This window comes from Pseudomonas sp. Root71, assembly GCF_001429045.1.
GTDB classification, from domain to species: domain Bacteria; phylum Pseudomonadota; class Gammaproteobacteria; order Pseudomonadales; family Pseudomonadaceae; genus Aquipseudomonas; species Aquipseudomonas monachiensis.
Genome location: NZ_LMHY01000012.1, coordinates 647011 through 658645 on the forward strand (window position 1 = coordinate 647011; position 11635 = coordinate 658645).

Sequence of the window (11635 nt, forward strand, 5' to 3'; positions counted from 1 at the left end):
CATGAAGCTTCTACTTAGCCGCCTGGCGTTGGCGGTTGGTCTGGCTGCGCCTGTGGTGGCAGCTCACGCGGATGATGCGCAGGTCAAGCAAGGCGAGTACCTCGCCCGCGCCGCCGACTGCATGGCGTGCCACACCGCACCGGGTGGTGCGCCCTATGCGGGCGGCCTGCCGATCGTGTCGCCGTTCGGCACGATCTACGGCACCAACATCACCCCGAGCAAAGAGCACGGCATTGGCTTGTACAGCGATGACGAGTTCTTCGCCGCGCTGACCGAAGGCAAGCGCCGCGATGGCGCGAACCTGTATCCGGCGATGCCCTACACCTCGTATCACCTGATGCCCCGTGCAGATTCCGACGCGATTCATGCCTACCTGAAAACCGTCGAGCCGATCGAGCGTGCCGCGCCAGTCACCAGCCTGAGCTTCCCGTTCAACGTGCGCCCGGGCCTGATGGGCTGGAACATGATGTACGGCAAGGACGTGAAGCTGGAGCCTGCCGAAGGCAAGAGCGAAGCCTGGAAGCGCGGCCAGTACATGGTCGACGTGCTGGGTCACTGTGGCGAGTGCCATACCCCACGCGGCCTGCCCGGTGCGATGCAGATGGACAAACGCATGACCGGCGGCATTCTCAATGGTTATCTGGCGCCGAGCCTGCTGGCCACTGACCTGGCGGCCCGTGGCTGGAATCATCAGGACCTGAGCTCGTTCCTCAAGCACGGCATGAGCGCCCAGGGCACGATGTTCAACGAGATGTTCCCGGTGTTCCACAACAGCACCCAGGGTCTCAGCGATCCGGACCTGGCGGCGATGGCGACCTTCCTGCTCGGCGATCAGCCACCGGCGGCGAAGGTGCTCACCGAAGTGCCGTTGGACAAGCTGAGCCCGAGTGCCCAGCGTGGCCGTCAGGAATATTTGAATGTCTGCGCCGGTTGCCATGCGCCGGGCGGTGAGGGCAAGCCGCACATCGCCGTGGCCATGCGCGGCAACACCACGCTGCGCCTGGAAGATCCGCGTAATCTGGTACGGGTGATCGACGACGGTATTGGTGAGCAAAAGTTCTCCGGTTTCGAACACATGCAACCGATGCCGGGGTTCGCCGCGAAATTGAGCGACGAACAGCTCACGGACCTGCTGAACTACCTGCGACAAGGCTGGGGCGGTCAGCCGAATGATCTGGCTGTAAACGACGTGCAGAAGTTGCGGGCCGATGCGCCGCCGCTCGAGCACAAGGCCCACTGATATGCAGCATCTGGATCTGCAAGTGGTGCGCCGGGCGCTGGAGTGGTCGGCGGCCGGTCAGCGCATCTGGCTGTGTACGGTGCTGGCCACTTACGGCTCGGCACCGCGCGCACCGGGTTCGCTGCTGGCGGTAAACACGCAGGGGCACTGGATTGGCTCGCTGTCCGGTGGCTGTGTCGAGGAAGACTTTCTCGAGCGAGTCGCCGAGGGCGCGTTTCTGGAGCCGGTCAGCGTTGTTCGTTATGGCGAAGGCGACGACCCACGCTCGCGCGTCAGCCTGCCCTGTGGCGGGGTGCTGGATGTGCTGGTCGAGAAGCTTGAGGCCGATTGCGAGGTGCAAGCGCATCTGCGGGAGCTGGAGTCGGCGCTGTTGGGCCGGCGTCGGTTGATCCGCGAAGTCGATCTGCAAAGCGGTGCGCGCAGTCTGTTCGATGATCGTGAACAGGGTGTGCGTATCGAGCGTGAAATCGACCGGGTGCGCGTGCGCGTCGGCGCAGCCCAGCGCTTGCTGCTGGCGGGGTATTCCAGTGTCGCCCAGGCCTGTGCGGAGTTTGCCGTGGGGCTTGGGTTCGAGGTGATTCTATGTGACCCGCGGGACGAAGTGCTTGAAGGCGTCGTGCTGGAAAACGTGGAGATTCGTCGCCAACTGCCTTCGATGTTCATTGCCGACGGCGGGTGCCACAGCGACACGGCGGTGGTGGCGTTGACCCACGATCCACGTATCGATGACCTGGCGATGATGGAGGCCGTTCGCACCGAGGCGTTTTACATCGGTGTGATGGGCTCCATGCAGACTTCGCAAAAGCGCTTCGAGCGGTTGCGGCGTATTGGTGGGCTGGGGGATGCCGAGTTGGGGCGGATTCATGCGCCAATCGGCTTGAACCTGGGCAGCAAGACCCCAGCGGAGATTGCCTTGGCGGTGCTGGCTGACATCCTGCGGATTCGCAGCGGTATCCCACGGGATCGGCTTTAAGATCAGAAGATCGCAGCCTGCGGCAGCTCCTACGCAGAACGCATTCCCATGTAGGAGCTGCCGCAGGCTGCGATCTTTCGATGTTGATCTAAACAAAAGGCCCGCATCGCAGCGGGCCTTTTGTTTTAGCAGTCAGTACCCGAATCTATCCCGCAATCCGTAATACCACGCACCCAATGCCGCAAACGGTGTGCGCAGCAACTGGCCGCCCGGGAACGGGTAATGGGGCAGGTCGGCAAACGCATCAAAACGTTCTGCCTGGCCGCGTAATGCTTCGGCCAGCACTTTGCCCGCCAAATGCGTGTAGGTCACGCCATGACCGCTGCAACCCTGGGAATAGTAAATGTTGTCGCCCAGCCGTCCGACCTGAGGCAGGCGCGACAACGTCAGCAGGAAATTGCCCGTCCACGCGTAATCGATCTTCACGTCCTTGAGTTGCGGGAAGGCCTTGAGCATCTTCGGCCGGATGATCGCTTCGATGTTCGCCGGATCCCGTGCGCCATACACCACGCCACCACCGAAAATCAGACGCTTGTCGCCACTGAGGCGGTAGTAGTCGAGCAAGTAATTGCAATCTTCGACACAGTAATCCTGAGGCAGCAGGGTCTTCGCCAGTTCTTCACCCAGGGGCTCGGTGGTAATCACCTGCGTGCCGCAAGGCATCGACTTGGCGGCCAGTTCCGGCACCAGGTTGCCCAGATAAGCGTTACCGGCGACGATGATGAATTTCGCCCGGACCTTACCCTGCGGCGTGTGCACTACCGGATTCACGCCGCGCTCGATGCGCACCGCCGGCGACTGCTCGTAAATCGTCCCGCCCAGGGACTCGACCGCGGCCGCTTCACCCAGCGCCAGGTTAAGCGGATGGATGTGGCCGCCACTCATGTCGAGCATCCCGCCGACGTACTGATCACAGGCGACCACCTCGCGGATGCGACGTTGATCCATCAACTCGAGCTGGGTGTGCCCGAAACGCTCCCACAGGCGCTTCTGGGATTCGAGATGACCCATTTGCTTGGAGGTCATCGCGGCGAACACGCCACCGTCCTTCAAGTCGCACTGAATGTCGTACCTGGCGACCCGTTCACGAATGATTCGCCCACCCTCGAACGCCATCTGGCCCAGCAACTGGGCCTGCTTGGGACCGACCGTGCGTTCGATGACATCGATATCGCGGCTATAGCTGTTAACGATCTGGCCGCCATTACGCCCGGACGCCCCGAAACCTACCCTGGCGGCTTCGAGCACCGTGACCTTGAAACCGTTCTCCAGCAGAAACAAGGCAGAGGATAGCCCTGTGTAACCGGCGCCAATCACACAGACATCGGTCTCCACGTCATCCTGCAACGCCGGGCGCGGCGGAACCGCATTGGCCGATGCGGCGTAGTAGGACTCGGGGTAGGGAGTGTTAGCCATCCGGCAGCCTCTGTTTAATATATTTTACGAGTGCGTTGATCCTACCCGAGTTGAAAATCCCCCGCCAGCCACCCGGAAAATCTTCTTTGTAGCGGCAAAATTAAATATTTTGCATATTCATAGGGTTAGCGCGAAAAAAGGTGTTGACACCCCTCCGGAATTCCGTAGAATGCCGCCTCACAGCAGGCACGTAGCTCAGTTGGTTAGAGCACCACCTTGACATGGTGGGGGTCGTTGGTTCGAGTCCAATCGCGCCTACCAAACAAAATCCGCTCTGCTGGGCGGTCTGGAAGGGCTCACCGAAAGGTGGGCCCTTTTTTGTTGTCCAAAGAATCGTTACCGATCTTTGGGGAAGCGGACTGTGGAGTTATGTCTAGTTCATGGATTTTCAATCCACAAGTCATTGCGTGTTTTTGCTGAACATTGCATTCGGCTGGCAATCACTTCGCGGTATTTGAAAGATGAGATGCCCGGATCAGAAAAGTAGTGCCGGGCCATCAAGGCGCGACGATTGCTGAGCGGATGCCGGATGATTGCCGGGTAAACCGTTCAGATCGTCGCCAGCCTCAGTAGGTGTCAGAGGGCAAAGGTAGCTGCAAGGCCATGGTGGCCTTCCTGGGCTCCCGCGATCAGGTGCAGTGGGATGTTCTGTTGTACTTCAATGGACGGTACTTCGAAGCTCCCTACGATCTGGAGGTGGCGCTCGCTCAGTTCGGTCGACTTTCCTGCTTGTTCCTTGGCCATTCTCGCGTGGTTCATTGCGATTTCGTTGAGCGTTGACACGTTACATCTCCCGGTGACTGACCAAGCGTATCGCTGGCGTCCTTAAGCATTGATTGAATGGCTGCGGCGTCAGAATCCTGTCATTGCGGCGCTGCTACGGGCGATCTTAGCAAGCCTCAAGCCATGGATAGGGGCGAATTCCTCGTTGTGTTCTGGCAGGCGACGAATGGCAGGTGACTGTGAATGATGGTCCGGATTTTTTGTCATTCAGGCGTAAACTGGCAATGCGACCTTATCAAAAGGAGCCGCCTATGAACGCCGATCAAATGAGCAAGCAGGCACCTGTGGACACGGCTGTCTGGGATCGATATTTCTGCGCTGCATTGATTGCCGAAAGCAATCTGACTGCCCCGATTGTGGGCGAGGCTACTCATGAGGACAGGCAGAACCTGTTGATCGAGAGGGCCAGGGTCCTCGCGGATAAAATGATGCAAAACCGAAGATAATCAGAGCCCAGCCGTCGCGCTGGGCTCTTTGCATGCGGGCTTATGCACCGATGCTGACGCTGTGCGCGTTGCGGTTCAGGCGATCAACTCTACCTTGCCGCTCGCCAGGCGATAGATGCCGCCCACGATCTTCAGCGCGCCTTTGCTCTGCGCATCAGTCAGCAATGGCGAGGCCTGTTTCAGGCTGTTGACCGAATTCTTGACGTTTTGCGCGGTGGCGTTTTCCATCAGGTTCCCGGGCTGCTTGAGTACTGCCTCGACTGCTGACTTGAGTGCGTCAGTCAGTTTCGGGATATGGCCGGGGAAAATCGTCTGGTCCTTGACCGCCTTGATACCGGCCTCGATGGCGCCGCAGCTCTCATGCCCGAGTACGAGAATCAGCGGGGCGCCCAGTACGGCAACGCCGTATTCAAGACTGGCCAGGCCTTCCGGCGTAACGAAGTTGCCCGCGACGCGGATGGAGAAAAGATCGCCGCGCGCAGTGTCGAACGCATATTCCGGGGCGATCCTCGAGTCGGAGCAGCTCAGCACGGCCACGAATGGATTCTGGCCGGACACCAGGGCCTCTCGCTCTGCCTTGAAGTCGTGGGTTGTGGAAGTGCCGCCTACATATCGTGCATTGCCCTCCATCAGTCTTTTCAACGCCATGTCGGGACTGATTACGTTTTGTGGTTTGGGTGGGGCTGTCGCTTTTTCGGCTGCCAGGATGATCTTGCCGGGCAGTGTGCCGGTCAGCAGCAGGGCGCCTGCGCTCAATCCGGCAAATTGAAGAAAACGACGACGGCCTGTTGTGTTTGAAGCAGAGCTTGAATCACATGATTCACACATGATTTTGTTTACTCAGTTCAACGCGGTGGGAGTGAGTTGCTGTTGGGGCGGGTACCGTCGCGGACGCTCAATACCAGCGCAGTGGAGTCTAGTTGGTCTGTCGTATTGTGCTCCGGGCATTGTCCCTGGATGCCGTGCACGCAGCCATTTCATGGGCTACTACTGACAGGCTCATACAACTTCGACCTGGCAGGGGTTTCTCTATGCTGACTCACTGGTTTCTGGCGGCGGTTCATCTTCTGGCATTTGCCTTGGGATTCTGGGCGGTGCTGGTTCGAGGCACGGCTTTTCGGCGCTTGGCCGATGGGGCTGCGGAGGTGCGCAGTGTTCTGATGGCGGACAATATCTGGGGTATTTCAGCTGTCGTTTTATTGATCAGTGGCGGGATGCGAGCGTTTGGCGGGTACGAGAAGGGCACGGACTATTACCTGCATCAGCCGTTGTTTCATCTGAAGATGTCGCTGTTCGTCCTGATCTTGCTACTGGAAATCGCGCCTATGGTGACACTGATCAAGTGGCGGATAGCGCTTGCCCGTAAAGTGTCGATCGATACCGGCCGTGCGAAGCTGTTTGCACGGATCAGTCATATAGAGGCGCTGCTGGTGCTGCTGATGGTGGTAGCGGCGACGGGCATGGCGCGAGGCGTGATGCTTGGTTGACCGCGCAGTGAACGCATCCTTCCCTGGGGCAAACCAGAAAAGTCTGACAGCAATAGAGTAAAACTTGCCGCTAGTATCGACCCCTGGGGTTTGAGTGGGGCGAATGAGCAGGGCGATGGGGTGCTGAATCTTTAGCCAGCCGTGATTCCGGACTGAACGGGCTGGCTACTGACTGCAACAGGATTCAGGATTGCGGCTTTTCCGGGGCGGTCAGGCCGGCCTGAATGCGCTGGTAAATTTCTTCACGATGCACTGCAACGTCCTTCGGAGCGTTGATGCCGATCCTGACTTGCTGGCCGCTTACGCCGAGGATGGTGATCGTAATGTCATCACCTATGTTTATGCTTTCACCGACTTTGCGGGTGAGTATCAGCATGGTCTTCTCCTTGATTGCTTTGTGGGGCACCTGATTCGGACAGTGCAGAGGTCGGTGTTATGTATAGATTAGTGCGAAGTCTCGCGGTTTGGGTGCCTCTTTCTGACGCGCAGATGCGGCATTAATTCCCAAGGCGTAACTATACAGAGGCCGCAACCATCATTCTCGTTGTTTTAAGCCCATTTTGCGGCACTCGCGAAGTATTCATGGGTGTTAAAATCGCCGCTTTATGCATTTGGAGGGAAGCGTCGTGCGCAAAATGGTTTTGGTCATCGCGATATTGGCATTGGCGGGATGTGGCGAGGGCAGCACTGTGGATGCGCCGAAGCCCAAGCCAGCCATGGCGGCCGTACCCGCGCCGGTATCCGGCCCCCAATGGGATCTTGAGGTGCGAGGTGAAACCCCTCAGGCGGTCAGCGATTTGAGTGGCTGGCTGATCGAGCACAGTTTCATGTCCAGCGTCGTCAAGGAGAATGGCAATACCCGAGTCCTGATGGGGCCGTTCAATTCGAAAGCCGAGGCTGAAGCCAAGCAGGATGAAGTCCGCGCGGCGCTTACTCGCGCGAAGAAGCAGAACATCGAATTGCTGGTGCTTGAGCGTCCGGTCGCTCAATAACGTTCTGTACCGCAGGCGTTGAAGAAACAAAAAAGGCCTCGGGTGTTTAACCTCGAGGCCTTTGTCGTTTCAGGTGTCCCGTTCCGGATTCAACCGCAGGCCTTCATGTCTACCGGGCCGACGAACTCGTTGCCGCGCCCCATGACGCACCCCACGCTCTGGTTGCGTTGGCGTTCCCAGGCCTGTACCGGATAGGTCTTGTCCCAGGCTTCGTACAGTTGCCGATCCTGTTTCGACAGGCGCAAGCCGTACTGCTTGCTCATGTAGAAGTAGGTCCGGGCGATCATGCCGCGAATGGAAGGGCGGGGCATGACTTTCTTGGCCTTGAAGTCGACCTGGGTCAGGCATGAACCATATTGCCCCGACTGCTCGGGCAGCCAGCCAAAGCTGAAGTTGCTGCGATCGCCATTGACCTCGCCAATGCTGGGCACCAGGTTGTGCAAGTCAGCCTCGGCCTTCTGGTAAACCGGGTCGTAGCGGGTGCAGTTCTTGCGACCGCCCGCTTGCCAGCACTGGCGTTGATGACCGATTTGCCAGGCCGGAACAATATGCTCCCACTCGATGCGGGATGCGCGTTTGGCATTTTTACGCGGCACGTAACCGCAGGCGGCAAGGTTCACCCGGTTACCGGTGTACTTGCAGCCACAGTAAAACTCGGTGGACTTGGGCGCGTAGAGCTTCCAGGCGACCTTTTTCGCTTCGGTGAAGGTGCGCGGCGCGTCGGCTTGCGCACCCATGACAACAAACAGAAACAGCAAGGCAAACCAGCGGACACTCATCGACTCAATCTTCCTTCGGCACAACCCAGAAGATCTGCACGCCGCCATCGTCGCGATAGGCGAGGGTGACGTTGTCGTTCTCGTCGATTTCTTCCAGCAAGCGTTCCCATTCATCCACCGGTTCGTCAGGCAGGCGGAAGATCAATGCTGCCCTGGCCTTTTGTGCGGTGGGAGAGTTGATGATTTTCTGAACGCGCAGGCCCATGCGTACATAGGCGTCAGGAGAGGTAGAGGTGGTGTCCACGGAATTATCCTTATTAAGCTGTACGTACATACAGTATTTAACTGTAGGCCATTTCGCAACTGCTTAAAAACCAAGAAAATCCTCTGACAGCGATTTGTTCCGTTTGGCGTAAGGCGAAGGGAGTTTTTTTGTAAGATCCAGCGGCAGCCACTCGCCAAAACTGGCGAATGGCGCACGGGGTGCCCGACCGGATCCGGTCGGGCGAGGGCAAATCAGTATTCCCAGAACATCCGTTGCAGTTCTTTGCTGTCGTTGGTCTTGGTCAGTGCGACCATCGCCAGGATCCGGGCCTTCTGCGGGTTCAGGTCGTGGGCAACGACCCAGTCGTATTTATCGTCAGGCTGTTCGGCGTTGCGCAATACAAAGCCACCGGCGTTGACATGGGAGGAACGAATGATCTGCACGCCGTCCTTGCGCAGGGCTTGCAGGGTAGGGACTACCCGCGAGGATACCGAGCCATTGCCGGTGCCAGCGTGGATGATGGCTTTGGCGCCCGATTGAGCCAGGGCCTTGTAGGCGGTATCGCTGACGTTGCCGTAGGAATAGGCGATCTCGACGTCAGGCAGGCTCTTGATGTTCTTGATGTCGAACTCGGAATCCATGGTGTGGCGCTTGGCTGGCAAGCGGAACCAGTAGGATTTGCCTTCGACCACCATGCCCAGCGGACCCCAGGCGCTTTTAAACGCTTCGGTCTTGATGTTGATCATTTTGCTGACGTCGCGACCCGACTGGATTTCATCGTTCATGGTCACCAGCACGCCTTTGCCCCGCGCGTCTTTGCTGCTGGCCACGGCCACCGCGTTGTACAGGTTCAGCATGCCATCGGCGGACATCGCGGTACCTGGGCGCATGGAGCCCACGACGATGATCGGCTTCTCGGTTTTTTCCACCAGGTTCAGGAAGTACGCCGTTTCTTCAAGGGTGTCGGTGCCGTGGGTGATCACGATGCCATCGACGTCTTTGCTGTCGGCCAGTTCGGCTACGCGACGACCCAGTTGCAGCAGGTTTTCGTTGGTGATGCTTTCGGAGGCGATTTGCATGACCTGTTCGCCGCGAACGTTAGCCAGTTGGCTCAGTTCTGGGACGCCGGCGATCAACTGTTCAATGCCGACTTTCGCCGCTTGATAGGTCGCGCTGTTGGCGGCGCTGGCGCCCGCACCGGCAATGGTGCCGCCCGTGGCCAGGATTACCACGTTGGCCAGTTTCTGTTGGGTTTCGGCTTCTTTGGCCTGAAGGGCAGTGGGCAGAAGCAGCAGGAGGGCCAAGGCGCCCGGAACAAAGGTCTTAAGTGCAGATGTCATTATTTTTCTCTTCTAGTTGTGAGACGGTGCAGATGCAAGTTCATCTAGATACGCCCCAGACGAACCTGAACGCTGGGGGTGTGAGGGAAAAGCAGGATCTGTACCAGTAATACTCAGAATCGAAAAAACACGCTTAAGTTAATGATTTGTAATGGTATTGCTGTTTGTGTCAGGTGTGGTTTTGAGTCTGGATGTTCGGATTGCCGAACATATGCAGATTTTGCGTTCGGCTCTCCGAAACGGATTGCAGTTCTGTTTAAGATTTCAACGCGTCAAATCATCAGTGACCATTAAAGAAACAGCCGCGTCGGTCGATGCTCCTTCAAGGGATCTTTTTCTTCAGGAGTTCACATGTCGTTATCTGTTGGCATTCCCAATGCCGCCGGCATCACCATCGGTGGCAAATCGGCCACTACCCTTCGTGCCTTGAGCGACGCGACAGCTGATGCGGCTGCTCAAGCGCTGGGTGCAAAAAAAAGCGACGGCAATCAGGTCAAGACGGGCCCGGTTGGTCTGGGGGAGAGTGCCGGCGCACAGGCCGAATCGCAAACCAGCGATAACACCAGCGTGGCGGTGAAGGTCTTGCTCAAACGCCTCAAGGAATTGCAGCAGCAATTGCGTGAGCAACAACAGCAGCTGGCGCAAGCCCAGGCGGCGTCCTATCCGAGTCCGGAAGCCAAGACCACCGCGGTAGCGGCCATTCAGGGGCAGGTTGCCGACACCAACGGCGCCATCCTGCAAGTGAGTGCGAGCCTGATCAAGGAGCTGGCCAAGGGTTCCGGCACGGGATCGGTGGTCAACACCACGGCATGAGTTGAATGCCGTTTTTTCGCCACGCATCTCTGAAAGCATTTTTCAGGTCGTTGACAAAATCCGGCAGGGTTCGCATAGTTTGGTTCACGCAAACGTTTGCGCGGCTCCAATGATGGCTTTTCATCGCGGTGGGCCGTGAAGCTTACGCCAGCGCAAGCGTTGCTCACAATAATCATAAGATCGGAGTGAACCCATGAAGCTGCCATTCGCTGGACGTCTTCTCGCTGTCGCTATGCTGGCTGCCGCATCCGCTGCATTGCCTGTCTCTTCGGCTTTTGCTGAAACCGCTGAAAAGCCGAAAGTCGCACTGGTCATGAAATCCCTGGCCAACGAATTCTTCCTGACAATGGAAGATGGCGCCAAGGCGTACCAGAAAGATCACTCCGGCGAATTCGAGCTCATCTCCAACGGCATCAAGGATGAAACCGACACCGCAGGCCAGACGCGCATCGTCGAGCAGATGATCCTGGCCAGGGTCAATGCACTGGTGATTGCACCGGCAGACTCCAAGGCCATGGTCCCGGTGATCAAGAAAGCCATCGATGCCGGTATCACCGTGATCAACATCGACAACCAACTGGACCCCGCCGTCGTCAAAAGCAAAAACATCAATGTTCCGTTCGTAGGCCCGGACAACCGCAAGGGCGCACGGCTGGTGGGGGATTACCTGGCCAAACAGCTCAAGGCCGGTGACGAAGTCGGCATCATCGAGGGTGTGTCCACGACCACCAATGCCCAGCAGCGGACCGCGGGTTTCAAAGATGCGATGGAGGCGGCGCAGATCAAGGTCGTGTCCCTGCAATCCGGTGACTGGGAAATCGACAAGGGCAACAAGGTCGCCGCGTCGATTCTCAGCGAATACCCGCAAACCAAGGCCCTGTTGGCCGGCAACGACAGCATGGCGGTCGGCGCGGTATCCGCCGTGCGCGCCGCGGGCAAGGCCGGCAAGGTGCAAGTGGTCGGCTACGACAACATCAATGCCATCCAGCCAATGCTCAAGGACGGTCGCGTGCTGGCCACCGCGGACCAGTTCGCGGCCAGACAGGCGGTGTTCGGCATCGAGACTGCATTGAAGATTCTCAAGGGCGAGAAGGTCGAAGGCGGCGCCAATGGCGTGATCGAAACGCCGGTAGAGCTGGTCACCAAGTAACCTTCTGGCGA

Annotated in this window: 14 protein-coding genes and 1 tRNA gene; 8 read left to right on the forward strand and 7 right to left on the reverse strand. The window is 58.3% G+C overall.

Annotation, left to right across the window (positions count from 1 at the left end; translation table 11 throughout):
• Position 1 precedes the first annotated feature (1 nt).
• Together ASD95_RS12970 and ASD95_RS12975 are read left to right on the forward strand one after the other, a co-directional pair.
• A complete protein-coding gene (locus ASD95_RS12970) occupies positions 2-1240 on the forward strand; it encodes a cytochrome c (RefSeq protein ID WP_056722214.1) in 1239 nt (412 codons plus the stop codon).
• Between the two features lies 1 nt (position 1241).
• Complete coding sequence (locus ASD95_RS12975) at positions 1242-2213, forward strand: XdhC family protein (protein WP_056722216.1); 972 nt, start codon at positions 1242-1244, stop codon at positions 2211-2213.
• A gap of 132 nt (positions 2214-2345) precedes the next feature.
• Here the strand turns inward: ASD95_RS12975 and ASD95_RS12980 are convergent, their stop codons facing one another.
• Positions 2346-3629 (reverse strand): NAD(P)/FAD-dependent oxidoreductase, encoded by a 1284-nt coding sequence (locus ASD95_RS12980; RefSeq protein ID WP_056722218.1) that lies wholly within the window; start codon positions 3627-3629, stop codon positions 2346-2348.
• A gap of 184 nt (positions 3630-3813) precedes the next feature.
• Here ASD95_RS12980 and ASD95_RS12985 point away from each other — a divergent pair.
• Positions 3814-3890, forward strand: a tRNA-Val gene (locus ASD95_RS12985).
• A 315-nt stretch (positions 3891-4205) separates the two neighbouring features.
• On the opposite strand, the gene ASD95_RS12990 is transcribed toward ASD95_RS12985, so the two are convergent.
• Positions 4206-4412, reverse strand: a complete 207-nt coding sequence (locus ASD95_RS12990) for a hypothetical protein (protein WP_056722220.1) — start codon at positions 4410-4412, stop codon at positions 4206-4208.
• A gap of 251 nt (positions 4413-4663) precedes the next feature.
• Between ASD95_RS12990 and ASD95_RS12995 the strand changes: the two genes are divergently transcribed.
• The gene (locus ASD95_RS12995; RefSeq protein ID WP_056722222.1) at positions 4664-4858 is read left to right on the forward strand and encodes a hypothetical protein; all 195 of its coding nucleotides are present in this window, start codon (positions 4664-4666) and stop codon (positions 4856-4858) included.
• Between the two features lie 75 nt (positions 4859-4933).
• On the opposite strand, the gene ASD95_RS13000 is transcribed toward ASD95_RS12995, so the two are convergent.
• A complete protein-coding gene (locus ASD95_RS13000; RefSeq protein ID WP_056722224.1) occupies positions 4934-5686 on the reverse strand; it encodes a carbonic anhydrase in 753 nt (250 codons plus the stop codon).
• A gap of 203 nt (positions 5687-5889) precedes the next feature.
• Between ASD95_RS13000 and ASD95_RS13005 the strand changes: the two genes are divergently transcribed.
• Positions 5890-6345 carry a DUF2214 family protein gene (locus tag ASD95_RS13005; RefSeq protein ID WP_056722226.1) on the forward strand — a complete coding sequence of 152 codons (456 nt, stop codon included), beginning with the start codon at positions 5890-5892 and terminating at the stop codon, positions 6343-6345.
• A 184-nt stretch (positions 6346-6529) separates the two neighbouring features.
• Here ASD95_RS13005 and csrA read toward each other — a convergent pair whose 3' ends face one another.
• Positions 6530-6721, reverse strand: a complete 192-nt coding sequence (csrA, locus tag ASD95_RS13010; protein WP_007975691.1) for a carbon storage regulator CsrA — start codon at positions 6719-6721, stop codon at positions 6530-6532.
• A gap of 250 nt (positions 6722-6971) precedes the next feature.
• Here csrA and ASD95_RS13015 point away from each other — a divergent pair, with 250 nt between their 5' ends.
• Positions 6972-7337, forward strand: a complete 366-nt coding sequence (locus ASD95_RS13015; protein ID WP_056722228.1) for an SPOR domain-containing protein — start codon at positions 6972-6974, stop codon at positions 7335-7337.
• An 89-nt stretch (positions 7338-7426) separates the two neighbouring features.
• Here ASD95_RS13015 and ASD95_RS13020 read toward each other — a convergent pair whose 3' ends face one another.
• The 3 genes from ASD95_RS13020 to ASD95_RS13030 all read right to left on the reverse strand — a co-directional run bounded on the left by ASD95_RS13020 (position 7427) and on the right by ASD95_RS13030 (position 9661).
• Positions 7427-8116 (reverse strand): endonuclease, encoded by a 690-nt coding sequence (locus ASD95_RS13020; protein ID WP_056722229.1) that lies wholly within the window; start codon positions 8114-8116, stop codon positions 7427-7429.
• Positions 8117-8120: 4 nt separating this feature from the next.
• Complete coding sequence (locus ASD95_RS13025) at positions 8121-8390, reverse strand: DUF1654 domain-containing protein (RefSeq protein WP_056722231.1); 270 nt, start codon at positions 8388-8390, stop codon at positions 8121-8123.
• A 182-nt stretch (positions 8391-8572) separates the two neighbouring features.
• Positions 8573-9661: an asparaginase gene (locus ASD95_RS13030; protein ID WP_056722233.1), complete on the reverse strand. Its 1089-nt coding sequence runs from the start codon at positions 9659-9661 to the stop codon at positions 8573-8575.
• Between the two features lie 351 nt (positions 9662-10012).
• Between ASD95_RS13030 and ASD95_RS13035 the strand changes: the two genes are divergently transcribed.
• A complete protein-coding gene (locus tag ASD95_RS13035) occupies positions 10013-10474 on the forward strand; it encodes a hypothetical protein (RefSeq protein ID WP_056722235.1) in 462 nt (153 codons plus the stop codon).
• 193 nt (positions 10475-10667) lie between these two features.
• Positions 10668-11624: a sugar ABC transporter substrate-binding protein gene (locus tag ASD95_RS13040; RefSeq protein WP_056722237.1), complete on the forward strand. Its 957-nt coding sequence runs from the start codon at positions 10668-10670 to the stop codon at positions 11622-11624.
• Positions 11625-11635: the final 11 nt, after the last annotated feature.